Raw genomic sequence first — 24,949 nt, 5'->3', positions numbered from 1 at the left:
TAAACAAGGCCTGGGGCTCATGCCTCAGGCCTTGCTTTGCTTCAAGCGTTTTTACGGAATACGAACACCAGACCGATGATGATCAGCAACATGCCGAGCATGCTCAACGCTGCCAGTTTATTGCCAAAAATCAGGTAGTCCATGACCGCTGTCACCGCCGGCACCAGGTAAAACAGACTGGTGACATTGACCAGGTTGCCCCGTGCAATCAGGCGATACAGCAACAAGGTCGCCAGCACCGACACGACCAGTCCCATCCACAACACCGGCACGATGAAACCGGTGCTGTGTTCGAAATGAAAGGGCTGGAACGGCACGAAGACTGCGCAGAGCAACAGCCCCGCCAGGTACTGCACTGGCAGCGTGCCCAGGGGATTGTCGGTGATGCGCTTCTGCATGATCGAACCCATCGTCATGCTCGCCAGCGCCAGCAAACCAAAGAGCATACCGGCCAGCGACATACCGGCCAGACCGATGCCCTGGTAAACCACCATGATCAACCCGGCCAAACCCAGTGTCAGACCAAACATTCTGCTGGCTGATCGCTGACGCTCCATGATCACCACCGTAAGAATGGGCTGCACGCCCATGATCGTCGCCATTACTCCCGGGGTGACTTTCAGGTCGAGGGCCAGCAGATAGAAAATCTGGTAAGCCCCCAGCAACACCACACCCGTGGCCATCGCATACAGCATCGGCTTGCCGCGCTTGGGCAGCTTCAACTTGAGCAACGGCACCAGCAGCATCAATCCGCAGATTGCGATGGCGAAACGAATCAACAGAAAAGCAAAGGGTGACGCGTGGGCCAGGCCCCATTTGGAGAAGATCGCCCCGCTGCTCCACAGCAGAACGAACAGGCTCGTGGACGCCGCCGCGAGCGCGGATTGTTTCGAAAGGACAAACATGAATACCACCTGTAGTCAGGCAAAAAGCCAACTCAGCCGAAGCTGAAATTCAGTAGTTTTTCAAGCGGACGCTTTTTCAGACGGGCGTGAGAACAGCAGAAAAAAGCTGATCAGCCCGAAAAGCCAACGCTTGGCGGTGATACGACTGCGCACACCGGCGAGCTACTGACAGGTGGAGGGTAATGACTGATCTGCACAGGCTGCTGATTCCCGCACGGCACGACGCCAGCGTTGACCGCTGAATCGACTACCGCGTTGATGAGGGAAGCTGGCATGGGCTGATCTTTTCTTGATGAGGGGGAACGTTGGATGGAAAACATCGAGCGCCGACTATAACCAGCGTGTGAGATGGATTGCAATGGCTTGGCTCAATTACCAATAAACAAGAGCCTTACACCAATCGCCAGTGGCGAACAGGTGCATAAAAAAACGGTATCAGCCAAACACCCAATACCCCAACAATGTCAGCACCACCAACGCCAACACTGGACGCAGCACGCGGTACACCTTGGGATTGCGACGCTTCCACTGTTTGATCCCACCACTGAACTTGTCACTGGAGTTCTTGCTCCATGCGTAAACATGGTTAATCCCGCCGACACGTTCATCATCAAGATTCTGCGGTGCAGTGGCGCGCCCCAAAAAGCCACTGACCCAGCGGTTGATGCGGGTCATCAGGCGGTTGCTCAGCGGTCGCTCGATGTCGCAAAAAAGAATGACCCGAGTCTTGTCGGTTTCATTCTTGACCCAATGAACGTAGGTTTCGTCGAACATTACGTCTTCGCCATCCCGCCAAGCGTAGACCTGACCGTCGACGAAAATCCGGCAATCGTCGGAGTTTGGCGTCGACAGCCCCAGGTGATAACGCAGGGAACCGGCGAACGGATCGCGATGCGGGTTGAGGTGGCTGCCACCTGGCAACAACGCGAACATGGCGCCTTTGACGTTGGGAATGCTGCTAACCAAGGCCACGGTTTTCGGGCACAAGGCTTCAGCTGAGGGCAGCGGTTTGTCGTACCACTTGAGGTAGAAACGCTTCCAGCCTTTTTTGAAGAACGATCCGAAACCCGCGTCGTTGTTCCTTTCGGCGGCGCGGATGTAACCCTCGTCGAACAAATGCATCGCTTCGTCGCGGATGACTTCCCAGTTGTCCTTGAGCACATCCAGTTCCGGGAACTTGTTGCGGTCAAGATAGGGTTTGGATGGCACGCTGGAGAACAAGTACATCAAGGCGTTATAGGGCGCGAACAAAGCCGAGTGATTGACGAACTGACGCAAGACCGGCAAACGCGCCTTGCCGCGCAAATGCACATAAAGAGTGCTGCCGAAAAACAACAACAAAAGCGACGCCTTTGCGGCAAGGGAAACGGTCATCAACAACTCCTTGACAGTAGACAACGTTGCACAACGCCATTTTCTGTTTGCTTACCCGACGTGGCAGCTGGCTATGATAAACATTACCGACCTCGGGAAGAACCCGTGTATCTCGACATTCAGTGTTAAAGATTGCGCAATAAAGCACTTCTTAACATAAGGACCCTGAACGGGGGCTGACCGGAATCAACCCCTTCCACTGGATCAAAAAACGCAACGCCTATTGCTGATTCTCCAGCTCGGTAAACAGATCACTGAACAGCGTGCTCGACAGGTAGCGTTCACCGGAGTCCGGCAGGATCACCACAATGGTCTTGCCCTGCATTTCCGGGGTTTGCGCCAGACGGACGGCCACCGCCATGGCGGCGCCGCAGGAAATGCCGCTCAAAATCCCTTCTTCCTGCATCAGGCGCAGGGCCATGGCCTTGGATTCGTCATCGCTGACCAACTCAACCCGATCAATCATCGACAGGTCAAGATTCTTCGGCACAAAACCGGCACCAATACCCTGGATCTTGTGAGGGCTGGGCTTGATTTCTTCACCGGCCATTGCCTGAGTGATGACCGGCGACACCGCGGGCTCCACCGCCACCGAAATAATCGGTTTGCCCTGGGTATTCTTGATATAGCGCGAAACCCCGGTGATGGTTCCACCTGTTCCGACGCCCGCCACCAGTACGTCGACTGCACCGTCGGTGTCGTTCCAGATTTCCGGCCCCGTCGTTTTTTCGTGGATAGCCGGGTTGGCCGGGTTGTCGAACTGTGCCGGCATGAAGTACCTGGACGGGTCGCTGGCGAGAATGTCAGCCGCTTTCTCAATCGCTCCTTTCATGCCCTTGGCCGGTTCGGTCAGTACCAGTTCAGCCCCCAGAGCCTTGAGCACTTTGCGTCGCTCGATACTCATGGATGCTGGCATGGTCAGCATCAACTTGTAACCGCGAGCCGCCGCGACGAACGCCAGGCCGATACCGGTATTGCCTGAGGTCGGTTCGACGATGGTCATGCCAGGCTTGAGTTTGCCGGTGCTTTCGGCGTCCCAGATCATGCTCGCACCGATCCGGCACTTAACCGAGTATCCGGGGTTACGCCCTTCGATCTTGGCCAGGATGGTCACGCCGCGCGGGGCGATACGGTTGATCTGCACCAGCGGCGTATTGCCGATGGAATGGGCGTTGTCAGCGTAGATACGGCTCATGGCTGGGTCCTTGTACAGCGTTAAATAAGCTCTCCAAGGTATGCTTGTTGCACGTGGTCGTCCAGTCAGTCGAACGTCCCGTAACCTCAGCAGTCAATGGTTTACATCGCCAGAGATTTGCCATCATGAAACGCAGATACAGTTGGCCCCTATGGACCCTCACCGGCCTCGTTGTGCTGCTGATTGCCCTGCACATCGCCTTGCCCTACATGGTGCGCGACTACCTGAACGACAAGCTCGCGGACATGGGCGACTACCGTGGCCAAATCACCGATGTGGACCTGGCCCTGTGGCGCGGTGCCTACAAAATCAACGGACTGAAAATCGTCAAGGTCGACGGCAAGGTCCCGGTGCCTTTCGTCAACGCGCCCTTGATCGACCTTTCCGTCAGCTGGCACTCGCTCGTGTACGACCATGCCGTCGTGGCCGAGGTGCAGTTCTTCAAACCCGAGGTGAACTTCGTCGACGGCGGCGCCAACAAGCAAAACTCGCAGACCGGTCAGGGCACCGACTGGCGTGCGCAGTTGAGCAAACTGGCCCCCATTACCTTGAATGAAGTGCGGATCAACGATGGCAAGATCAGTTTCCGCAACTTCAATTCCAAGCCCCCCGTGAACATGGACGCCACTCAGGTCAACGCCAGCATTTACAACCTGACCAACGTGGTCGACACCAAAGGCAAGCGCGGCGCTCGTTTCGAAGGCAAGGCGCTGTTGTTAGGGCATGCGCCACTGGAAACCACTGCAACCTTCGACCCGTTGAGCAATTTCGAAGACTTCGAATTCCGTCTGCGGGCCAAGGACATCGAACTCAAACGCATGAACGACTTCGCCTCGGCCTATGGCAAGTTCGACTTCAATGCAGGTCACGGTGATGTGGTCATTGAAGCGCAGGCTAAAAAAGCGCAGTTAACGGGTTACATCAAACCGCTGCTAAAGGACGTCGACGTGTTCAATTGGCAGCAGGACGTCGAGAACAAGGAGAAAGGGATTTTCCGCTCCATTTGGGAGGCCATCGTCGGTGGCTCCGAAACGGTGCTGAAAAACCAGGGCAAGAACCAGTTCGCCACTCGCGTGGAACTGAGCGGCAATGTGCATCGCCAAGATATCAGCGCGTTCCAGGCGTTTTTGCAGATTTTACGCAATGGTTTCATTCAGGCGTTCAATGCCCGCTATGAGCGGTCAAAGCCGGACGCGGGCTGAGTCAAGATGTGACGCCCCATTCAGAGACTGAATAAGCCGTCTGCGTTCACAGTCGACCGGGCACCGCGTTATAGTCGGGCACTACAATTATTGCGCCCCGCCCTGCCTCGTTCAGGTCGGCATTACCGTTCGAGGATTAGCAGATGAAGTTCGAAGGCACCCCGGCCTACGTCGCCACCGATGACCTGAAACTGGCAGTCAACGCCGCCATCACCCTGGAGCGTCCGCTGTTGGTCAAGGGCGAGCCGGGCACCGGCAAGACCATGCTCGCCGAGCAATTGGCCGAGTCCTTCGGCGCCAAATTGATCACCTGGCACATCAAGTCCACCACCAAGGCGCATCAGGGCCTGTACGAGTACGATGCGGTCAGCCGTCTGCGCGACTCGCAACTGGGCACGGAAAAGGTTCACGACGTTCGCAACTACCTGAAAAAGGGCAAGTTGTGGGAAGCCTTCGAATCCGAGGAGCGGGTGATTCTGCTGATCGACGAAATCGACAAGGCCGACATCGAATTCCCGAACGATCTGCTGCAAGAACTCGACAAGATGGAGTTCTACGTTTACGAGATCGACGAGACCATCAAGGCCAAGAAACGCCCGATCATCATCATTACCTCCAACAACGAGAAAGAGCTGCCGGACGCCTTCCTGCGTCGCTGCTTCTTCCATTACATCGCTTTTCCTGACCGCGTCACGCTGCAGAAAATCGTCGACGTTCATTACCCGAACATCAAGAAAGACCTGGTCAGCGAAGCGCTGGACGTGTTCTTCGACGTGCGCAAGGTACCGGGCTTGAAAAAGAAGCCATCGACCTCCGAACTGGTGGACTGGCTGAAACTGCTGATGGCCGACAACATCGGCGAAGCCGTGCTGCGCGAACGCGATCCGACCAAGGCCATTCCGCCGCTGGCCGGCGCTTTGGTGAAGAACGAACAGGACGTGCAGTTGCTTGAACGTCTGGCGTTCATGAGCCGTCGCGGCACTCGATAAGGGCAAACGCCATGCTGCTCAACCTGTTCAATGAAATGCGCGCAGCCAAAGTGCCGGTCTCGGTACGGGAGCTGCTGGACCTGATCAACGCGTTGAAACAGCGCGTAACCTTCGCCGACATGGACGAGTTTTACTACTTGTCCCGGGCGATTCTGGTGAAGGATGAAAAGCATTTCGACAAATTCGACCGGGCCTTCGGTGCTTACTTCAATGGCCTGGAAAAACTCGACGATCACCTTCAAGCCTTGATCCCGCAAGATTGGCTGCGCAAGGAGTTCGAGCGTTCGCTGAGCGACGAAGAGCGGGCCGCGATCCAGTCCCTCGGCGGCCTGGACACGCTGATCGAAGAGTTCAAGAAACGCCTCGAAGAACAAAAAGAACGCCATGCCGGCGGTAACAAGTGGATCGGCACCGGCGGCACCAGCCCGTTCGGCTCCGGGGGCTTCAACCCGGAAGGCATTCGCGTCGGCGATGCCGGCAAACGTCAAGGCAAAGCGGTCAAGGTCTGGGATCAGCGCGAGTACAAAAACCTCGACGATTCGGTGGAGCTGGGCACGCGCAACATCAAGGTCGCCCTGCGACGGCTGCGCAAATTCGCGCGCCAGGGTGCGGCGGAAGAGCTGGACATCGATGGCACCATCGACCACACCGCGCGCGATGCCGGGCTGCTGAACATCCAGATGCGTCCGGAGCGGCGCAACACCGTCAAGCTATTGCTGTTGTTCGACATCGGCGGCTCGATGGACGCCCACGTGAAGATCTGCGAAGAGCTGTTCTCGGCCTGCAAGACCGAGTTCAAGCACTTGGAGTATTTCTACTTCCACAACTTCATTTATGAGTCGGTGTGGAAGAACAATATGCGCCGCACCTCCGAACGCACCTCGACCCAGGATCTGCTGCACAAATACGGCGCCGACTACAAAGTGATCTTCATCGGTGACGCCGCCATGGCGCCGTACGAAATCACCCAGGCCGGCGGCAGCGTCGAGCACTGGAACGAAGAAGCGGGTTATGTGTGGATGCAGCGGTTCATGGAGAAGTACAAGAAGGTCATCTGGATCAACCCGTATCCGAAAGATACGTGGGGCTATACGTCGTCGACCAATATCGTGCGGGACTTGATTAACGACCAGATGTACCCGCTGACGTTGCGGGGTTTGGAAGAAGGGATGCGGTTTCTTTCCAAATAGCGCGCGGATCGTTCCCACGCTCCGAGTGGGAACGATCAGTGTGAGGCAAACCGGCGTAGATACTCGACTTGCTCCCGATGCGCGACATCCTGCACCACCGGTTTCAACCGTACCTGCGTCCCTGGCAGACACTGCGCCAGTCGCGCCAGCGCCAACGGCGTCAAGGCGCCCAATCGCGGGTAGCCACCAATGGTCTGCCGATCATTGAGCAATACAATCGGCTGCCCGTCCGGCGGTACCTGAACCGCGCCCAGCGGGATGCCTTCGGAAATCATCGGCTTGCCCTGGTACTGCAACGCCGGTCCCAGCAAGCGTATGCCCATCCGGTCGGCACGGCTGTCGAGGGTCCAGACGCTGTTGAACGCGTCGAACAAACTCTGTCCACTGAACTCGCCGATCTGGGCACCGAGCACAAGGTCCAGCGGCGCGTTGCGTTTGAAATCCGGTACCTGTTCGCGCGCCAACTCCCGCAGCAGGAGCAGTGAGCTGCCCGAGTAGCTCAACTGCGCATCTTTGGCCAACGCCCGGCCCATGCCATCCAGCCCGCCGAGTTCCTCACGAACCACCGTTGCGCTGCTGCCCAACACCTTTGGCGCATCAAATCCGCCCGGGGCCGCCAAATAAGCCCGAGCACCAAGCAGCGGCTGAGTGAATTGCAATTGCTGACCTTTGTTCAGCCTGAAACTGCGCCACGGCGCCAACGCCTTGCCATCCACCTGCGCCCCCAGATCCGCCCCGGCCATCGCCAGCACGCAATCCTCTTCGGCAACGACAGTAAACGCGCCAAGGGTGATTTCAATCACCGGTGCATCCAGGCCATTGCCCAGCAACCAATTAGCCCATGACATCGATCGCCAATCCGCCGCCCCGCCCTGGGTCACGCCCAGATGCCGCACGCCGAAACGGCCAGCGTCCTGCAACAGGCACAACGGCGTACTCGCTTGTATTGATAGACGGCTCATGCCTGTGCCTCCAACGGCGTGTCATCACCGTCCAGATTGATGAATTCTGCATGGCTGACGGCTTCGAAACGCACCGTATCGCCTGGTTGCATCAGGCTGTAGCCGTCGCGTTCGCGGTCGAACAATTTGGCCGGGGTGCGGCCGATCAGATTCCAGCCACCGGGAGACACCACCGGGTAGGCGGCCGTTTGGCGTTCGGCGATGCCGACACTGCCCGCCGCCACCTTGTTGCGCGGGGTATTCAGACGCGGCGCCGCCAGCGCTTCTTCCACCAGCCCCATGAAGGCGAAACCTGGCGCGAAACCCAAGGCGAACACCTGATATTCGCGCTCGCTGTGGAGGCGGATCACTTCATCCACTGCCAATCCGCTGCGATGGGACAACAGGCTCAACTCCGGGCCAACGCTCAAGTCATACCAGACCGGCAGCACATGACATTTGCCGCGGGTGCAGGCGCTGGGCGACAGATCGTTCAAGGCCTCGGCGATCAGCGCCCGAGCCTGGGCCGGACTCAACGCGGTCAGATCGTAATGCACCATCAACGTCGTATAGGACGGCACCAGATCGATCAGATACCCGGCAAATGCCGCACGCAGACTTTCACTGGCGGCGAGCATCCATGGCATGTTGACCTCGCAGATCTCATCAAACAGACGGACCATCAAGCAATCCAGTGCCACCACTTCTACCCGCAGGTTCATGGCGCGCTCTGCTGATCAAGGGCTTCGCGAATACGCCGCACGGCAGCTACCGAGCTGGCATTGTCGCCGTGTACGCAAAGCGTGTTGGCTTGCAAGTGCAAGGCACTGCCATCGCTGGCCGTAAGGTTGCCACCGCGAGCAATGGTCAGCGCCTGCTCGATGATGGTCTCGGGATCGTGATGCACTGCGCCCGGCAGTTGCCGCGAGACCAGCATTCCCGCACTGTCGTAAGCGCGATCGGCGAAGGCTTCGAACCACAGGGTGACGCCGTACTCATCGCCCAACTGTTGGGCTGCGCTGTTGTCGCGAGTGGCCATCAACATCAGCGGTAACTCACGATCATAGGACGCCACAGCCTGAAGCACTGCGCGCAATTGCGCCGGGTTGGCCATCATGTCGTTGTACATCGCGCCGTGCGGTTTGACGTAACTCACCCGCCCGCCCTGAGCGCGGCAAATGCCGTCGAGAGCGCCGATCTGGTAATGCACAATGTCCTGGAGTTCCTGGGCGGTGTAGGCCATGGAACGGCGGCCGAAGCCAACCAGATCCTGATACGCCGGATGTGCGCCGATCTGCACACCGTTGCTCAAGGCCAGGCTGACGGTCTTGCGCATGATGCTCGGGTCGCCGGCATGGAAGCCGCAGGCGATGTTGGCGCAATCGATGAAGGGCATGACCTCGGCGTCCAGACCCATGGTCCAGTTGCCGAAGCTCTCGCCGATGTCGCAGTTCAATAGCAGGCGGTTCACGGTGAACACTCCTGTAGGTTTTATTCTTTTAACTGTAGGCATTTGCCCGCAGATTATCAGTTGCTGGGCATTAAGTTATTGGGCTTCGAGTTGTTTGCCACGGGTTTCTGGCAGGCTTAAGGCCGCAAGGATCACCACCCCGTAGGACATCGCCGCAAAAGCACCGATTCCCACACTCAATGGCACCTTCTGGCTCATCAAGCCGATCAACAGCGGGAACAACGCCGCCAGCGCCCGGCCGATGTTGTAGCAAAAGCCCTGACCCGAACCGCGAATCCGCGTCGGAAACAGCTCGGTCAAGAACGCGCCCATGCCACTGAAAATCCCCGAAGCGAAAAAGCCCAAAGGAAAGCCCAGCCAGAGCATCACGCCATTGCTGACCGGCAATTGGGTGTAGAGCAAAACAATGGTGAACGAGCCGACCGCGAACAGAATGAAGTTCTTTTTACGCCCGAGGATGTCAGTCAAATACGCGCTGATGACGTAACCGACGTAGGAACCGACGATCACCATCGCCAGATAACCGCCCGTACCGAGTACGCTCAAACCGCGTTCGTTCTTCAGAAAGGTCGGCAACCAGGAGGTGATCGCGTAGTAACCGCCCAGAGCACCGGTGGTCAACACCGACGCGCGAATCGTGGTGAAAAGGATGCCGGGAGCGAATATCTCGTAGAATTTTGCCGGATTGCTGGGTTCTTGCTTAGCCTTGGCCTCGCGATAGATTTCCGGGTCCTTGACCAGTCGGCGGACGAAAATCACAAAAATCGCCGGCACGATGCCAAGGATGAACAGTGCGCGCCAGGCGTCTTCCGGTGGCAGCACCGAGAACAGCAGCGCATACAAGATTGCCGTCAGTCCCCAACCCAATGCCCAGCCGGATTGCACCATGCCAACAGCCTTGCCACGGTCCTTGGCGCGAATCACTTCACCCATCAGCACCGCGCCGGCGGTCCATTCACCACCGAAACCGAAGCCCATCAGCGTGCGGCTGATCAGCAGTTGTTCGTAGTTCTGGGCGAAGCCGCAGAGGAAGGTGAAGAAGGCGAACCACAGCACGGTGAGTTGCAAGGTGCGTACGCGACCGATGCGGTCGGACAGAATCCCCGCCACCCACCCGCCGATGGCAGAGGCGATCAGCGTGCTGGTGTGAATCATCCCGGCCTGGCCGGTGGTGATACCCCACATCGCAATCAGGGTCGGCACCACGAAGCTGAGCATCTGCGTGTCCATGCCGTCCAGGCCATAGCCAATCTTGCAGCTCCAGAACGTGCGGCGCTCCTGCTTGTTGATGTTGCGGTACCAGTCGAAAGGTCCCGGGCGAACCGTGGCTTTTGGGATGTCGAGCGTGTCGGGCGCACTCATGGAAAATCTCCGCGCAAATTTTATTGGTATTGTTCTGAGCCCCGACGACGCCTATCGTGGGAACCGGATGGCCTGATTTTTGGGCTGCCGGCCCTGCTGCGTCCAACTAATAAAACCCCGCCCTAGACATAAGAATTCTTTATCCCCGAGCAGACCCCATGAACCTGAAGTTTCTCGAGACCTTTGTCTGGGTCGCCCGACTCAAGAGTTTTCGCCTGACGGCAGACAAGCTTTTCACCACCCAGGCGTCGATATCCAGCCGCATTGCCGTGCTCGAAGGCGAGCTCAGGGTCAAGCTGTTCCTGCGCGACTCACGTGGCGTGCGCATGACGCCCGAAGGCTTGAAAGTGCTCGAGTACGCCGAGCAAATGATGGACACCATGCAAGCCCTCAAGCAGTCGATCGAAACCCGTTCGAGCAAGGTCGGACGAGTTCGCATCGGCGTGATGGATACGGTCATCCATACCTGGTTGAGCCCGTGGGTGGCGCAAATGACGGATAACTATCCGCGGGTGGAAATCGAGTTGGTGGCCGATACCGCGCTCAACCTCTGCGATCAGCTGCAAAAAGGCTTTCTCGATCTGATCCTGCAAACCGATCTGTTGCGTCAGGAAAGTGTGCGCAGCCTTGAGCTGGCCAGTCACCCGATGGGCTGGATTGTGGCTACCCATTCGATCTACAACCGTGAGTATTCAGGCATTGCCGACCTGGCGCGGGAACGGATCATTACCTATTCGAAAAACTCCCATCCGCATCAGGAGATTCTCGCCCTGATGCAGGCCAACGGCATCATGACGCCACGGTTGAACTGCGTGAACTCGGTCTCGGCAATCACCCGATTGCTGCGGGACGGTTTCGGTATTGGCGCGCTGCCGCCGGTGCTGGTCGCCGAGGAACTGGCGCGGGGGGAATTGACCTTACTGGCCATCGATCAACAGCCACCGAATTTGCAGGTGGTGGTGTCGTGGCGGGTTGGCGTGGAGTGGGTCGAGGAAATCGTGGCGTTGTGTCAGCAAGTCGTGGAGCGCTATGCGCAGAAAGTGGGCGAACACTACATCGTTTTGAGCAAGCCGGCGAAAATGGCCTGATCAAACAGCTCACCAAGATGCTGGTTGAGCGGGCCAACGCCAGAGCGCCGTACGCCAATGCCGAAGGTCGCACGTTGAGCATGAGCTACTCGGTCGACTGGTAAAAACAGGAGCCGGCTTGCCAGCGATGCGATCTGCCGGGCATACCGTGTCGCGGCAATCGCCGGCAAGTCGCCTCCAGTGTTACAGCCCGCGAACATTCCGATCCTCGATCGGCCGGCTCTGGCGCAGGCGTTTGCCGCCCAGCACCACCCAGTCGATCAGACGGAACAGGCATTCAATACCGAACGACAACAGCAACGCCCCGCTCATGCCCCAGATCATCGCTTGCGGGGTCAGCAAAATCTGGTAGCTGTAGCCGCTCCAGGTTTCCTTGCGAATATCCGGATCGGCAGCCAATGCCACTTGCAAGAAGCGGATGTACCACGGGCCTTGCATGGCCTGGAACTGTTTATCGAGGGCCAATTGACGGGTCAGCAAGGTGCTCAGGCTGTCGGCATCGCTGCGAAAAATCGGATCTTCACTGGCGCGGTAATGGGCCACCAACGCTTGCATGTCACCCTTGAAGAACTGATTTGCCGTGCCCTGAAAACCGCTCAAACCGGTCTGCGCCTCAATCAGATGCGCTTCGACCCGTTTGGCATAATCGCTGACGAACCCGGGCACCTGGACACCGATCAACAGGCCCGCCGCGAACAACACCAGCCGTAGATAACTAAGCAACATGAAGGGAAGTCCTTATTCGGTCTTGCCCTGGCTGACGCATTCACCGCGTCGCCAGAGGCTCCATTGGCCCGGTTCGTAGCGGGTCCAGGTTTCGTTTTCGGTCAAGGGGTCGGTGGCGATCACCGTGACCACGTCATTGGGCGTGGTTTCGGCCTGAAAATCGACGATCACATCGACGTCCTTCAAACGCGCCGGACCAAATGGCGCGCGACGGGTGATTTGCGCCAGTTTGGTCGAGCAATAGCAGAACAACCAGTCGCCATCGCTGAGCAGGCAGTTGAACACGCCATTGCTACGGTACTCGGCGCAGGCAGCCACCAGTTCTGGCAGCAGCTCTTCGACCTCTACCGGTTCCGGGAACGCGGTGCGCACGCGATTGAGCAAATCGCAGAACGCTGCTTCGCTGTCGGTATCGCCGACCGGGCGGTAAAAACTCTTGATCGGTTGAAACTCCGCGAGCTGGCCGTTGTGGGCAAAACACCAGTTACGTCCCCACAGCTCACGCACAAACGGATGGGTATTGGCCAGGCAGACCTTGCCGACATTGGCCTGGCGGATGTGCCCGATCACCACTTCGCTCTTGATCGGATAGCGTTGCACCAGATTCGCGACTTCGGACTCACAGCTCGCCGCCGGGTCCTGAAACAGACGCAGGCCACGGCCCTCGTAAAAGGCGATGCCCCAGCCGTCACGGTGCGGGCCCGTGCGGCCGCCGCGCTGCATCAGCCCAGTGAAGCTGAACACGATATCGGTCGGCACATTGGCGCTCATGCCCAATAACTCACACATGCTCGGATTCTCGCTGAAAGGCAGGGGCAAGGTTACAGACGCGGCTCGACCCGCAATCGCTGGGGGTTGCTCGGCACCGGTGAACGACCGTAACGATCATTGCCCGCACCGCCGAAAGGTTGCGCCTCCTCAGGTTCATCGGCCCGGGTCGCCTTGGCAGCAGCAGCCCGTTCCTTGCGAGCGCTGGACGCACGTTCGATAGGGAAACGGATCGCCACGAACACCAAGTAAATACCGAAGGCGATCATGCTGTACATGAACAGGTCGGAAATCGCGCGCCAGGCGTTGTTGCCGACCTTGAACAACAGATCAAGGGCAGTGATGGCGATGGCCGGAGCGACCTTTTCCTTAACCGGATCAATGATGGTCGGGCAGAACAGCAACACGGCCACTAACAGCCGCAGCGGCTCGCGCAGCCAGCGCCACATCCAGCGGGTCAAGCGCATCCACACCAACAGGCAGCCTAAAGCGGCAAAGGCGTAGAGGCCCCAAGCGATCAGATAGTCGTTCTCGGTCATGGTGTCCATGGCAAGGCAGGCAAAGAGGCGCTTATAGTAACGACTTTTCGCACGTCAGGCTTGCCCGCCTTCTGCGAACACCATTTCGTCAAACGATCGAGAGCCCTTCATGCCCCTATCCGTCAACGTTTCCGACGCGCCCATTGCCCACAAGGCCGACGGCGACGACCCGTATGCCTGGCTGCAGGAGCGCGACACCGACGCGGTGCTCGACTACCTGAAAGCGGAGAACCGCTACCAAGAGGCGCAAACCGCCGATCAGGCCCGGTTGCGTGAAACGCTGTTCGAAGAGATCAAAGCCCGGATTCTCGAAACCGACCTGTCCTTGCCCTCCCCTTGGGGTCCGTACCTGTATTACACGCGCACCACGGCCTGTGATGAATATGCCCGCCACTATCGCTGCCCACGTCCTGCCGATGACAGCCTGCAGCTCGACGAAAGCCAGGAACAGCTGCTGCTGGACCCGAATGAACTGGCTAACGGCGGCTTCTTTTCCCTGGGCGCCTTCAGTATCAGCCCGGACCACCAGCGTCTGGCCTACAGCATCGACGCCACGGGCGATGAGATTTTCACGCTGTTCGTGAAGGAGTTGTCCAACGGCCGTGTCAGTGAACTGGAGTTCCAGGATTGCGACGGCAGCATGACCTGGGCCAATGACAGCCTGACGCTGTTCTTCGGCGAACTGGACGACACCCATCGCCCGCACAAACTGTTTCGCTATCGGCTGGACGGTACGTCGGCCGAAGAAGTGTTCCATGAGCCGGACGGTCGATTCTTCATGCATTGCTACCGCTCCAGTTCCGAGCAGCAATTGCTGCTGTCCCTGGGCAGCAAGACCACCAGCGAAGTCTGGGTGCTTGACGCGCTCCAGCCGCAGCAGGCTTTTACCTGCATCGCACCTAGGGTTGAAGACCATGAGTACGAGGTCGACCACGGCGCGCTCGACGGTCAATGGACCTGGTTCATTCGCACCAATCGCGACGGCATCAACTTTGCCCTGTACCACGCCGCAGACACCGGCGTGGCGCCGACCGAGGCCGACTGGCAGAACCTGATCCCCCACAGTGACACGGTGATGATCGAAGGCATGAGCCTGAATGCCGGCGCCCTGACCCTGAGTTTGCGTGAGGGTGGCTTGCCGATCATCGAAGTTCATCCGCAAGACCTGCCGAGCTACCGCGTGCAATTGCCGGATGCGGCCTACAGCCTTCACGTGCAGAACAGTCTGGAGTTCGTCAGCGACAAGATCCGCCTGCGCTACGAAGCCTTGAACCGCCCGGCGCAAATCCGTCAGCTAGAGCTGGGCGGCGGCGAGCAGAAAGTCCTCAAGGAAACCCCAGTGCTCGGCCCGTTCGACGCCGACGCCTACGTCAGTCAACGCCTGTGGGCGACGGCACCTGACGGTACGAAAGTGCCGATCAGCCTCGTCGTCAAACGCGAAGCACTCGGCAAGCCGACGCCGCTTTATCTGTACGGCTATGGCGCTTACGGCGAAAGCCTCGACCCGTGGTTCTCCCACGCCCGCTTGAGTCTGCTGGATCGTGGCGTGGCGTTCGCCATCGCTCACGTGCGTGGCGGCGGTGAGCTGGGCGAGGCCTGGTATCGCGCGGGCAAGCAGGAACACAAACACAACACCTTCAGCGACTTCATCGCCTGCGCTGAACACCTGATCGCCAACGGTTTCACTACTTCACAGCAACTGGCGATCAGCGGCGGCAGCGCCGGTGGTCTGCTGATCGGCGCGGTACTCAATCAGCGGCCAGAGTTATTTGCTGCTGCAATTGCCGAAGTGCCGTTCGTCGATGTGCTGAACACCATGCTCGACCCGGATCTGCCGTTGACCGTGACCGAATACGACGAGTGGGGCAATCCTGAAGAACCGGACGTCTATGAGCGGATCAAGGCCTACGCCCCGTACGAAAATGTCACCGCGCAAGCCTATCCGGCGACCCTGGTGATCGCCGGCTACAACGACAGTCGCGTGCAGTACTGGGAAGCAGCCAAGTGGGTGGCGAAATTACGCGCGAGCAAAACCGACACCAATCCCCTGCTGCTCAAGACCGAATTGGGCGCCGGGCATGGCGGGATGAGCGGTCGTTATCAGGGGTTGCGTGACGTAGCACTCGAATACGCATTTGTTTTCAAGGTTTTGGGCATCGTCTGAGGAACTTGGCCCGGCGTGTCGGTCTTAACACCGAACACCGAACACCGGGCTAAGGCAGCTACAGAGAATCGCGAAATGCTTGCCAGACCGGAACAGCAACAGACACAAGAAAAAGACCGTGACGACATGTCAGAACCGACCTTACTGAACAACGAAATGCGTGACTGGCTGATGGACTGTGGCCTGTTCGATCAATTGCTGCCGGCTGACTTCGCCACGGCCTCGGGCTACTTCAGCATCAGCACCATTGCTTCGGGCGAAGAGATTTTCCATGAAGGTGATGCCGGCAGCTTTATGTGCATCATCCACACCGGCCAGGTGGCGGTGCAAAAAACCAACAGCGACGGGCACCTCGTGACCATGGCAACGCTACGCAGCGGGCGGGCATTCGGCGAAATGGCCGTACTCGACGGTGAGCGCCGCTCGGCCAGTTGCAGGGCAGCGAGCAATTGCCAGTTGCTCAACCTGGGCAAGGATTCGCTGGAAAAAATGCTCAACGATGCGCCGAAAATCGCGGCCAAAATCATCCGCGCCCTCGCCGTCTCCCTCTCAAAACGCTTGCGCATGGCCGATGGGCAACTGCTCTCGCAGCAGGTTTAACCGCCCGGTGATTTGGCTTTCGACGGGGTTGGCTCCAGCCCCGGCAGTGGCTGGTCCTTGGTGGGCGGGCTAGGCATTTCAATGGGCACCAACGGCGGACCGCCACTGCCGGGCCCGATCGTGGGCACGCTGGTCGGGGTGATTTGCGGGTACGGTGTCGGGGTCGCGGTGCCGGGTGAACCGGGCAGCGGCGCAGGACTGGTCGCAATGGTTTGCAACTGCTGGGCCTGCACTGCAGTTATCGAGAGCGCGGCGAAGGCAATGACCGTTAGAATGGTGCGCTTCATCAATGGCTCCGTTGGCCTTGTTGTCTTTTTGCAGGCTACTCCCAACGGCGCGTGTTTGCCCTCTCCCTCTTATGCCAATTTCTCCTCAAGTGAGTCCCATGAAACGTTTCGTTCTGCTCGACACCACTCCAATTCCTGAAAATGGCGGTGCCTTGTGCCTGTTCGAATACGGTGAGGATTTCGTCATCAAGATCCAGGGCGGCGACGGCGGGCAACTGATGAACACCCGCATGCACGGCTCCGAAGATGCGCTGGCCGAGATCCCGTGCCGTAAAGTGGCCGGCCGGCCGAATTCGCGCGTGCTGATCGGCGGCCTGGGCATGGGTTTCACCCTCGCCTCGGCCCTCAAGCACCTGGGCAAGACTGCTGAAGTGGTCGTTGCCGAACTGGTGCCGGGGGTGGTGGAGTGGAACCGTGGACCGCTGGGCGAGAAAGCCGGGAACCCGCTGCTCGACCCGCGTACGGTCATTCGCATGGAAGACGTGGCCAACGTGCTGCAAGCCGAGCCACAAGGTTTCGACGCGATCATGCTCGACGTCGACAACGGCCCCGAAGGCCTGACCCAGAAGGCCAACAGCTGGCTGTACTCCACTGGCGGCCTCAGCGCCTGCGCCAAAGCGCTGCGGCCCAAAGGTGTGCTGGCCGTCTGGTCCGCGAGCGCTGACCGACAGTTTTCCGACAAACTGAAGAAGGCCGGCTTCAAGGCCGAGGAAGTCCAGGTCTTCGCCCACGGCAACAAAGGCACCCGTCACACCATCTGGATTGCCGAGAAGCTCAAGGGCTGAGCTAAACTCACGCCATAACCGTCATTAGTCTTTTTACAAAGGTGAACCCATGAGTTCGTCAACGCCTGCGACCAACACGTCGAAACTGGACCGTATCCTTGCTGACAACCAGCGCGACAAGGAAATGGGTTATCGCGACAAGGCCCTGAAAATGTACCCGCACGTGTGTGGCCGCTGCGCCCGTGAGTTTTCCGGCAAGCGCCTGAGCGAACTGACCGTGCACCACCGCGACCACAACCACGACAACAACCCACAAGACGGCTCCAACTGGGAATTGTTGTGCCTGTATTGCCACGACAATGAACACTCGCGGTACACCGACCAACAGTACTTCAGTGAAGGCTCGCTGAGCTCGCCGAAAATCGCCAAGGCGACGCATAACCCGTTTGCCGCATTGGCCGGCCTGATGAAGAAAGACGAGTAACCCGCTGACTGATCGTTCCCTCGCGGAGTGGGAACGATCACTGAACACCCCTCCCTCAATCCCCGTATAATCGCCGTTTTTTCCCCGAAGGCACCCGCTCGTGGCAGACAAACGGTACAGCTGCATTGGTTTGTATAACCCCAAATCACCGGAGAACGTCGGTTCGGTGATGCGCGCCGCTGGCTGCTATGGCGTGGCGTCTGTGTTCTACACCGGCAAACGTTATGAGCGCGCGGCCGACTTCGTCACCGACACCAAGCGCGTCCACTACGATATCCCGCTGATCGGCATCGACGACCTGAAAAAAATCCTGCCACTGGGCTGCGTTCCGGTCGCTGTGGAACTGGTGGACGGCGCCCGTTCACTGCCGGAATACACCCACCCGGACCGCGCGCTGTACATCTTCGGCCCGGAAGACGGTTCACTGGATAAAGAGATTCGCGACTGGTGCGAAGACGTGGTCTACATCCCGACCACCGGTTGCATGAACCTGGCGGCCACCGTCAACGTCGTGCTCTATGACCGCATGTCCAAGGGGCTCAACACCCGGTCCGGGGCGAAATTTCGCTGACTCACCACACTTCTGATGGAACAAGCCGCCCGCCTTGGCAGTCAGCTTAATTATCTATTGTTGAAGCAGCCATTCCAGCCAGGAGACAGATCATGAGCGAACTCAAACGCGTAGAACGCATCGAATCCACCCCGTTCCAGACTCACACGGAGCAGAACGTGCAGGGTTGGGAACGCATCGGTTCCCTGGCCGGCGGCGTAGTGATGGTCGGAAAGGGCCTGCGTCGCGGCGGTGTGTTCGGATTGATTCAAGTGGCGATCGGCGGTGTGGCCCTGGCGCGTGGTATTACCGGGCACAGTTCGGCGAAAAGCCTGCTGGAGAAAAGCCGTCAGGACATGAACAACGTGCGGGCGAAGATTCAGCGGGCCGGTGAAGAGCTGAACCGGTTGAAGGCGAATGCCGAAGCGGCGACCAATACCGCTACCGTGACCGGTAATGATTCGTTGAAGTCGCCTAAAACCGGGGTTTAACTTTTCAAGATCAAAAGATCGAGCCGCATCGGACGATCTTTTGATTTTTACTGCAGCAACTCGGTATCGAGGACCTTGGAAGATTCACCGATGATGCTTTCTGCAAGCTGAACAAATTCCTTGGTGTCCACACTCTCCAAATGCATCACCCCGCGCAACACATCATCCAGCGAACGCTTGTTGCCGGTCTTCAGGCGAATCTCGCGATCCAGCTCCTGCAATAACACGACCGCTTTCGACACCTGCGCCGGGCTGACCTGCTCACCACGCAAGGTCGTGACCTTCCGGCTGTCATTGGCCAACTTCTTCTGCAAACGCTCATACCGTTCATCGCTCATGCCGCCGGCGCGGCGCACCAGTTCGATGGCGTAATACTCGGCAAAGCCTTCGCTGATCCAGTCACTGCGCTGCTGATCGTTGATCCGCCCGAATACCTGCGCCAGTTCCCGCACCAGTGCACTGCTGCCGCTTTCGCTGACCAGCGGCAGACGGGTGTTCAGATAAATCGATTCGCGCGCGCCCAGACTGCCACGCCACATCGGGTCGTTGGCGCCGACAATCAGCAGTTTGACGGGATGACGGGGATACACCGCCTGCACTTGCGGCCAGATAAAGGTCAACAGCGTCAGCACATCCATGCGGCGCATGCCCTGGCCTTGAGGCGAGGCGACGGTAACCTCGGTCTCCCCAAGCCGCGTGCGACGGCTGCCCAGGCGGCCGGCGAGCATCCAACCCGTGGGCCGGTCGAACAAGCGAGAAACGTTATCGACCCGAAATTTGTTCTTGCCGATTCGCGGCCAGGCGGTTTCAACGCTTTTCCAGCCGGCAGGCAATTCGAACTCAAGGCGTGAAACCAGCTCAATGCCGTCCTGCTGATCGAGTTTGGCCGCCGGCACCAGGTCGTCGCCGCGCATCAGCGCCCACATTGGCGTCATGCGCGCATCGAAGCTGCCGCTCTTGCGCCCGTGGCTGATGCGTACGCGGTAGGTCAGGCTGGCCTTGTCGGCGGCCGGACGCCAGACACCACGAGCCTGTTTGCCCGGCGTGAACTGCCATTGGCCGTCGGCCTTGAAGTCGCTGTAGTGACTGCCATCGCCCAGGTCGAAATCCAGACTGCGCACCGCGGCTCCCCGAGCCAGGGTCAGCCGCACTTCGGCCTGATCGCTTTGCGGCAACAGGCGCACGTGATAATCCAGATCAACCTTCTTCGCCGCCCACGCGGGTGAACTCAGGGCCAAAAGCCCAAAGGCCAACGCCAGCCGCAATCCCACAGCCATACACACTCCTTCGTGAAACGTTAAAACGCTCGGCGTTTAACCCGCCCGAAAAATCAGATGATCTTCCCAATCATCTTCGGCCACGCTGCCTTCAGCGAGCATGCGCCCGGACTGGGAAATTCGCTCGTGGTGCACCGCATCGCGATCACCGCACACCAGATGGTGCCAAAGCGGCAGGTCCTTGCCTTCGCTGACCAGTCGATAGCCGCAGGTCGGTGGCAACCATTTGAATTCGTCAGCCTTGCCCGGTGTGAGCTGGATGCAGTCGGGGACAAAATCGCGGCGGTTCGGGTAATCGGTGCACTGACAGGTTTTCAGGTCCAGCAGTTTGCAGGCGATACGCGTGTAATAGACGCTGTTGTCGTCTTCATCTTCGAGCTTTTGCAGGCAGCACAGGCCACAGCCGTCGCACAGCGATTCCCATTCCTCTTGATCGAGTTGATCGAGGGTTTTGCGTATCCAGAACGGTTCGACTTTGGCGGCCATGGCTCAAGCATCAACATCAGGTGGTGAAAAGGCCGCCAGTCTAGTGCCAAGGCTCTTGTGGGCCAAGCGCTGGCGACTGCCGGTAGAACAAGCTTGTCAGTTATTGCGCCGCCCAGTAGGGTTTTGCCTCGCCCCTCACGTTCACACGTAGCAAGGAATCTCTTGATGAGTGCTAATCCACGCGTTGCCGACTATGCCATCCACCCTCAGTTCACCGATCGCTGGTCGCCCCGCGCCTTCACCGGAGAAACCATTTCCACCGAAACCCTGCTGAGCTTCTTTGAAGCTGCACGTTGGGCACCATCGGCCTACAACTCGCAGCCTTGGCGGTTTCTGTATGCGCGTCGCGATACGCCAAACTGGGAGCGCTATCTGGGACTGTTGAACGAATTCAACCGCAGCTGGGCCCAACACGCCTCGGCATTGGTGATCGTGATCTCCAAAACCACCTTTGCGGTGCCTGGCGCCACCGAAGAGACCCCGGCCTTGTGGCACAGCTTCGACACCGGTTCGGCTTGGGGGCATCTGGCGCTGCAAGCGAGCATCAGCGGCTGGCACACCCACGGCATGGCCGGTTTTGATCAGGAACTGACCCGCAAGGAGCTGAACATTCCTGAGGGTTATGCACTGCACGCAGCGGTAGCGGTGGGCAAACTGGGCGATAAAACGACGCTGGCGGATTACCTGCAAGCGCGGGAAGAGCCAAGCCCACGTCGTCCGCTGAGCGAGTTGGCCGCCGAAGGCGACTTCACCCTCTAAGCGTTCTACCCGATCGTTCCCACGCGCGTGGGAACGGTCAGTGTGGTGGGTTCAATACCCGCGATTGAAATCCACTTCCCCGCGCAACGCCTCACCCGCCTGATACGCCCGAAGGTTTTCGACAAACAGATTCACCATCATCGATGGCGAGGTCGGTGCCGAGCTGTGACCCGTCAGTAACAAGCCCCAGGCGGTCCAGAACGGATGACGTTGCGGCAGCGGCTCCTGGCGGCAGACGTCGATCACCGCACCGGCCAGATGCCCTTCTTTCAAGGCTTCCACCAGATCCGCATCGACCACTGCCACGCCGCGCCCGACGTTGATGAACAACCCGGTCGGCTTGAACTGCTTGAACAGCGCCGCGTCGTACAGGTCATGGGTGTTCGGTGTATTGGGCAGCAGATTGATCACGTAATCAACTTCACCGACCAGACGCGGCAGATCAGCCAGCGCCCCGACTTCGGCAAACGGCGCCTGCTCACGGGCTTCGCTGGCGATGCCATACAACTCGACACCAAACGGCACCAGGAACTGCGCCACGGTCTGGCCGATGTCACCGGTGCCGACGATCAACACTTTGCGGCCGGCCAGGCTTTGGCCCTGGCGACTGTCCCACTTGCGCTCGACCTGGCTGACCAGGCGCGGCAGCACTTCGCGCTCGTGGCCGAGCATGTAGGTCAGCACGTATTCGGCCATGACCTGACCGAAAATGCCTACCGCACGAGTCAGGCGATAGTGCCGAGGCAAGCCATCGGCCAGCAGCGGTGTAATGCCCGCCCAGGTCGATTGCAGCCATTGTGGCTCGTGGCCCTGACGCAGCAAGGTCGCCAGCAGGTCCGGCTGACCGAGCCAAATCGGACAGTCAGCGGCCTGGCTGGCCAGTTCGGCGGAATCGCCGCTGGTCAGCACTTCCAGGTCGGGCGCTGCTTGACGCAACAGCTGGGCGTATACCGGGTGGTCGTGTTCAGCAATCAGAACGCGCATGGTTCAAACCTTTCAAAAACAGTGCAGGCGGCCGCCGATGGAGTACCGCTCCATCGCCCAGGCCATCGCCAAAATCATTCCAGTGATTCATAAAGGCTCTGAACAGAGCCTGTCTGTCGATTACATCGGGTCGTTGCGGCGCAGCAACTCTTCCGGCAAGTGTTCGATGTACTCGTCTTCGGCCGGCGGCATTTGCAAGTGATAACCCTGCTTCTCAAGGTTTTCCAGCACCACGGTGATGTCCTCGCGCGACAGTTTACGCTCGGGGGTCAGTACCAGGTCGAAGGCGTGATGCGGCTTGCCGAAGGCGGCCATCAAACTTTCCGGGACGCGCTCCAGTGCATCGCTTTTGAGCACATAGAGGTACATCTCGTTTTTCTTCAAGCTTCGATAGATGGAGCAAATACGTTTCAAAGCTGTTCTCCGGCGGTGGCCAGGCTGTCGAGCAGCGCCTGGCCCATCAATTCGCGGCGCCAGCCACGCAGCGAATCAGGCAATTGGTAAGGACCGTTGGGATAGCCGCTCTTGAGCAGCGCTTCCAGGGTTTTCTTGCGTAGCATCAGCTCTGGCGCAATGTTCAGGCGCTCGGCTTCGGCCTGGCCGATCGCACGCAGCTGTTTGACCCGCGTGGCGGCGTCCACCGGCAACGGCTCCGGCACTGCAGCCGGCCATTGATCAGGCGACACACTGCCTGAGCGTTTGATCAGATCAAGCAGAAACTCGCCATCCTGACGCACGGTACGCGGGTGCATGTCTTCGATTTTCGCCAACGCGCCGAGGTTATCCGGCTGAGTACGCGCCAGCGGCCACAGGGAATGCTCACGCACGATGCGGTTGCGCGGCAGATCACGGGCGCGGGCTTCGCGCTCGCGCCAGGCGCACAGTTCACGCAATACGACGAGTTGGGCACGGGAGAGCTTCCAGGCCAGCTTGGCTTCGCGATAGACCTCATACGGATCAACCTCGCGGCGCAGGTTGGCCACCAGCTCGGCGCCGTCTTCCAAGACCCAAGCGTACTTGTCGTCAGATAGTTTCGGACGAAGCTGTACGAAAACTTCCGCCAAGTGCAAAGCATCTTCGGCGGCGTAGCTGATTTGGGTGTCGGAAAGTGGACGTTGCAGCCAGTCGGAACGGGTCTCGCCCTTGGGCAGGTCGATGCCGAGCACTTCCTGCACCAGCCGCGAGTACCCCATGGAAAAACCGAGGTTCAGGTAAGCGCCGGCCAACTGAGTGTCGAACAACGGGGCCGGCAGGCTGCCGGTCAGGCGCAGCAGGACTTCGAGGTCTTCGCTGCACGCATGGACGACTTTGACCACGGCCGGATTTTCCAGCAACGCGGCCAGCGGCTGCCAGTTATCGATGCTCAGTGGATCAATCAGGTAAGCGCGTACGCCATCACCGATCTGCAGCAGGCCTGCGATCGGATAAAAGGTGTCGACCCGCATGAATTCGGTGTCGAGGGCAACGAATGGCAGCTGTTGCCACTCGGCGCAAAACTGACCGAGGCTATCGTTGTCGCGAATCCAGTGAATATCGATGGCCACACGGCTCTCCCTTGAAGAATGGCGCGCAGTATATATCGCCCCCGGCGATTTCCGCGCATCCACTGAACAAGAGCTTTAGCGAAAATGCCTGCCAAACAGCAAGAAATGTCTGACAAGCGGAGACTAGCCGGCCTTACGCAGTACGTAGACGCGCATCCGCGCACAGCCGGGCAGGAAGTCCTGATGACTGAGCACGTGCAAACCTGCGCGCTTGAACTCGGCTTCCACGTCGGCCTTGTTGGCCAACGGTCGGGCCGCAACACCCGGTTCACCCGTGCATCGGCCTTTGAAATGAGCATCAAGCCGTACCGCCACAATCACCGTATCGCGACTGACCCGATAGAACTCCTTAAGCATGGCCAAGCGATGCTCGGGGCAGGCGATGTGTTGAAACAGTTGCATGCAAAAAATGCAGTCAACCGCATTCGCCGACAAGCCAATGGTGAATGCTGAACTCTGAAAGGTCTTGACCCGTTTCAGCAGATTCTGCGGATGGTGAGTGCGGGCATGATCGAGTATGTCCTGCGACGGGTCGGCTGCGAGAATCACCCGGTTTGCATGCTCAGCCAGTACTGGCCAGAAGCGCCCGACACCGCAGGCCAAATCGAGAACCAGGCCCGGCTCGCCAGCAGCCTTGAGCGCATTACGCACCAGTTGCTCGTCACGCCAGAACGTCAACCGCCCTGCCAGGCCACGCGATCGCGGCTGAAGACAGACGCGGGCGTGCTCCTGATCGTAGCGCCGGGCGATCTCAAGCTCGATGGCGGATAGGGGTTGAGCGGACATGTGCAATGGCTCTAGGGGAAAACTCTAACCCACCGCAGGTTAGCGGCGGGTGCGTTAAAAGA

Annotated in this window: 28 protein-coding genes; 11 read left to right on the top strand and 17 right to left on the bottom strand. The window is 59.0% G+C overall.

What is annotated here, in order from left to right:
* Nucleotides 1-41 precede the first annotated feature (41 nt).
* The 3 genes from ACXPVS_RS19905 to cysK form a co-directional block, all read right to left on the bottom strand.
* The gene (locus ACXPVS_RS19905) at nucleotides 42-905 is read right to left on the bottom strand and encodes a DMT family transporter (protein WP_458511452.1); all 864 of its coding nucleotides are present in this window, start codon (nucleotides 903-905) and stop codon (nucleotides 42-44) included.
* Nucleotides 906-1,340: 435 nt separating this feature from the next.
* Nucleotides 1,341-2,279 (bottom strand): aspartyl/asparaginyl beta-hydroxylase domain-containing protein, encoded by a 939-nt coding sequence (locus tag ACXPVS_RS19900; RefSeq protein WP_458511451.1) that lies wholly within the window; start codon nucleotides 2,277-2,279, stop codon nucleotides 1,341-1,343.
* Nucleotides 2,280-2,499: 220 nt separating this feature from the next.
* The gene (gene cysK, locus ACXPVS_RS19895) at nucleotides 2,500-3,474 is read right to left on the bottom strand and encodes a cysteine synthase A (protein WP_458511450.1); all 975 of its coding nucleotides are present in this window, start codon (nucleotides 3,472-3,474) and stop codon (nucleotides 2,500-2,502) included.
* A gap of 125 nt (nucleotides 3,475-3,599) precedes the next feature.
* Between cysK and ACXPVS_RS19890 the strand changes: the two genes are divergently transcribed.
* The 3 genes from ACXPVS_RS19890 (at nucleotide 3,600) to ACXPVS_RS19880 (ending at nucleotide 6,855) form a co-directional block, all read left to right on the top strand.
* A complete protein-coding gene (locus tag ACXPVS_RS19890) occupies nucleotides 3,600-4,676 on the top strand; it encodes a DUF748 domain-containing protein (RefSeq protein WP_458511449.1) in 1,077 nt (358 codons plus the stop codon).
* Nucleotides 4,677-4,819: 143 nt separating this feature from the next.
* Nucleotides 4,820-5,665 (top strand): AAA family ATPase, encoded by an 846-nt coding sequence (locus ACXPVS_RS19885; protein WP_140677330.1) that lies wholly within the window; start codon nucleotides 4,820-4,822, stop codon nucleotides 5,663-5,665.
* An 11-nt stretch (nucleotides 5,666-5,676) separates the two neighbouring features.
* On the top strand, nucleotides 5,677-6,855 hold the full coding sequence (locus ACXPVS_RS19880; RefSeq protein WP_458511448.1) for a vWA domain-containing protein: 1,179 nt from the start codon (nucleotides 5,677-5,679) through the stop codon (nucleotides 6,853-6,855).
* 35 nt (nucleotides 6,856-6,890) lie between these two features.
* On the opposite strand, the gene ACXPVS_RS19875 is transcribed toward ACXPVS_RS19880, so the two are convergent.
* From ACXPVS_RS19875 to ACXPVS_RS19860, 4 genes are all read right to left on the bottom strand, one after another.
* Nucleotides 6,891-7,817, bottom strand: coding sequence for a 5-oxoprolinase subunit C family protein (locus ACXPVS_RS19875; protein WP_458511447.1), 927 nt, complete (start codon nucleotides 7,815-7,817; stop codon nucleotides 6,891-6,893).
* On the bottom strand, nucleotides 7,814-8,518 hold the full coding sequence (locus ACXPVS_RS19870; protein WP_458511446.1) for a 5-oxoprolinase subunit B family protein: 705 nt from the start codon (nucleotides 8,516-8,518) through the stop codon (nucleotides 7,814-7,816). Before ACXPVS_RS19870 ends, ACXPVS_RS19875 begins: the two co-directional genes overlap by 4 nt.
* Nucleotides 8,515-9,267: a 5-oxoprolinase subunit PxpA gene (locus ACXPVS_RS19865; protein ID WP_134422161.1), complete on the bottom strand. Its 753-nt coding sequence runs from the start codon at nucleotides 9,265-9,267 to the stop codon at nucleotides 8,515-8,517. Before ACXPVS_RS19865 ends, ACXPVS_RS19870 begins: the two co-directional genes overlap by 4 nt.
* A 75-nt stretch (nucleotides 9,268-9,342) precedes the next feature.
* A complete protein-coding gene (locus ACXPVS_RS19860) occupies nucleotides 9,343-10,629 on the bottom strand; it encodes an MFS transporter (RefSeq protein WP_458511445.1) in 1,287 nt (428 codons plus the stop codon).
* A 158-nt stretch (nucleotides 10,630-10,787) separates the two neighbouring features.
* Here ACXPVS_RS19860 and ACXPVS_RS19855 point away from each other — a divergent pair, with 158 nt between their 5' ends.
* On the top strand, nucleotides 10,788-11,717 hold the full coding sequence (locus tag ACXPVS_RS19855; protein ID WP_458511444.1) for a LysR family transcriptional regulator: 930 nt from the start codon (nucleotides 10,788-10,790) through the stop codon (nucleotides 11,715-11,717).
* A gap of 183 nt (nucleotides 11,718-11,900) precedes the next feature.
* Here ACXPVS_RS19855 and ACXPVS_RS19850 read toward each other — a convergent pair whose 3' ends face one another.
* The 3 genes from ACXPVS_RS19850 to ACXPVS_RS19840 are packed head-to-tail and all read right to left on the bottom strand — an operon-like array spanning nucleotide 11,901 to nucleotide 13,759.
* Nucleotides 11,901-12,443 (bottom strand): DUF2937 family protein, encoded by a 543-nt coding sequence (locus tag ACXPVS_RS19850; RefSeq protein ID WP_458511443.1) that lies wholly within the window; start codon nucleotides 12,441-12,443, stop codon nucleotides 11,901-11,903.
* Nucleotides 12,444-12,455: 12 nt separating this feature from the next.
* On the bottom strand, nucleotides 12,456-13,232 hold the full coding sequence (locus tag ACXPVS_RS19845; RefSeq protein WP_458511442.1) for a class II glutamine amidotransferase: 777 nt from the start codon (nucleotides 13,230-13,232) through the stop codon (nucleotides 12,456-12,458).
* Nucleotides 13,233-13,264: 32 nt separating this feature from the next.
* Nucleotides 13,265-13,759 carry an MFS transporter gene (locus ACXPVS_RS19840; RefSeq protein ID WP_458511441.1) on the bottom strand — a complete coding sequence of 165 codons (495 nt, stop codon included), beginning with the start codon at nucleotides 13,757-13,759 and terminating at the stop codon, nucleotides 13,265-13,267.
* A gap of 100 nt (nucleotides 13,760-13,859) precedes the next feature.
* On the opposite strand from ACXPVS_RS19840, the gene ACXPVS_RS19835 reads away from it, so the two are divergent.
* Nucleotides 13,860-15,914, top strand: a complete 2,055-nt coding sequence (locus ACXPVS_RS19835) for a S9 family peptidase (protein ID WP_458511440.1) — start codon at nucleotides 13,860-13,862, stop codon at nucleotides 15,912-15,914.
* Nucleotides 15,915-16,040: 126 nt separating this feature from the next.
* On the top strand, nucleotides 16,041-16,514 hold the full coding sequence (locus tag ACXPVS_RS19830) for a cyclic nucleotide-binding domain-containing protein (protein ID WP_458511473.1): 474 nt from the start codon (nucleotides 16,041-16,043) through the stop codon (nucleotides 16,512-16,514).
* On the opposite strand, the gene ACXPVS_RS19825 is transcribed toward ACXPVS_RS19830, so the two are convergent.
* Nucleotides 16,511-16,801 carry a hypothetical protein gene (locus tag ACXPVS_RS19825; RefSeq protein WP_458511439.1) on the bottom strand — a complete coding sequence of 97 codons (291 nt, stop codon included), beginning with the start codon at nucleotides 16,799-16,801 and terminating at the stop codon, nucleotides 16,511-16,513. The two genes, ACXPVS_RS19830 and ACXPVS_RS19825, sit on opposite strands and share 4 nt — an antisense overlap.
* A 98-nt stretch (nucleotides 16,802-16,899) precedes the next feature.
* On the opposite strand from ACXPVS_RS19825, the gene ACXPVS_RS19820 reads away from it, so the two are divergent.
* The 4 genes from ACXPVS_RS19820 to ACXPVS_RS19805 all read left to right on the top strand — a co-directional run bounded on the left by ACXPVS_RS19820 (nucleotide 16,900) and on the right by ACXPVS_RS19805 (nucleotide 19,051).
* A complete protein-coding gene (locus tag ACXPVS_RS19820) occupies nucleotides 16,900-17,586 on the top strand; it encodes a spermidine synthase (RefSeq protein WP_458511438.1) in 687 nt (228 codons plus the stop codon).
* A gap of 49 nt (nucleotides 17,587-17,635) precedes the next feature.
* Nucleotides 17,636-18,010 (top strand): YajD family HNH nuclease, encoded by a 375-nt coding sequence (locus ACXPVS_RS19815; RefSeq protein ID WP_458511437.1) that lies wholly within the window; start codon nucleotides 17,636-17,638, stop codon nucleotides 18,008-18,010.
* A 100-nt stretch (nucleotides 18,011-18,110) separates the two neighbouring features.
* Complete coding sequence (locus tag ACXPVS_RS19810) at nucleotides 18,111-18,581, top strand: RNA methyltransferase (RefSeq protein ID WP_007944014.1); 471 nt, start codon at nucleotides 18,111-18,113, stop codon at nucleotides 18,579-18,581.
* Nucleotides 18,582-18,673: 92 nt separating this feature from the next.
* Nucleotides 18,674-19,051 (top strand): YgaP family membrane protein, encoded by a 378-nt coding sequence (locus ACXPVS_RS19805; protein ID WP_046046102.1) that lies wholly within the window; start codon nucleotides 18,674-18,676, stop codon nucleotides 19,049-19,051.
* Between the two features lie 47 nt (nucleotides 19,052-19,098).
* Here the strand turns inward: ACXPVS_RS19805 and ACXPVS_RS19800 are convergent, their stop codons facing one another.
* Both ACXPVS_RS19800 and ACXPVS_RS19795 read right to left on the bottom strand, forming a co-directional pair.
* Nucleotides 19,099-20,328 (bottom strand): hypothetical protein, encoded by a 1,230-nt coding sequence (locus ACXPVS_RS19800; protein WP_458511436.1) that lies wholly within the window; start codon nucleotides 20,326-20,328, stop codon nucleotides 19,099-19,101.
* A gap of 36 nt (nucleotides 20,329-20,364) precedes the next feature.
* Nucleotides 20,365-20,814, bottom strand: a complete 450-nt coding sequence (locus ACXPVS_RS19795) for a YcgN family cysteine cluster protein (protein ID WP_007898698.1) — start codon at nucleotides 20,812-20,814, stop codon at nucleotides 20,365-20,367.
* A 165-nt stretch (nucleotides 20,815-20,979) separates the two neighbouring features.
* Between ACXPVS_RS19795 and ACXPVS_RS19790 the strand changes: the two genes are divergently transcribed.
* Entirely contained in the window at nucleotides 20,980-21,573 is a 594-nt protein-coding gene (locus ACXPVS_RS19790) for a nitroreductase family protein (protein WP_458511435.1), read from the top strand.
* A 51-nt stretch (nucleotides 21,574-21,624) separates the two neighbouring features.
* Here ACXPVS_RS19790 and ACXPVS_RS19785 read toward each other — a convergent pair whose 3' ends face one another.
* From ACXPVS_RS19785 to ACXPVS_RS19770, 4 genes are all read right to left on the bottom strand, one after another.
* Complete coding sequence (locus ACXPVS_RS19785) at nucleotides 21,625-22,557, bottom strand: D-2-hydroxyacid dehydrogenase (RefSeq protein WP_458511434.1); 933 nt, start codon at nucleotides 22,555-22,557, stop codon at nucleotides 21,625-21,627.
* Between the two features lie 120 nt (nucleotides 22,558-22,677).
* Nucleotides 22,678-22,971: a YcgL domain-containing protein gene (locus ACXPVS_RS19780; RefSeq protein WP_007898694.1), complete on the bottom strand. Its 294-nt coding sequence runs from the start codon at nucleotides 22,969-22,971 to the stop codon at nucleotides 22,678-22,680.
* Entirely contained in the window at nucleotides 22,968-24,101 is a 1,134-nt protein-coding gene (gene rnd / locus ACXPVS_RS19775; RefSeq protein ID WP_458511433.1) for a ribonuclease D, read from the bottom strand. The genes ACXPVS_RS19780 and rnd overlap by 4 nt, the downstream gene beginning before the upstream one ends.
* A gap of 123 nt (nucleotides 24,102-24,224) precedes the next feature.
* On the bottom strand, nucleotides 24,225-24,887 hold the full coding sequence (locus ACXPVS_RS19770) for a class I SAM-dependent methyltransferase (protein ID WP_458511432.1): 663 nt from the start codon (nucleotides 24,885-24,887) through the stop codon (nucleotides 24,225-24,227).
* Nucleotides 24,888-24,949 lie beyond the last annotated feature (62 nt).

This window comes from Pseudomonas sp. Ma2-10 (assembly GCF_054330215.1).
The sequence above is the reverse complement of the archived record's forward strand: the minus strand, read 5'-3'. Positions and strand labels throughout refer to the sequence as shown.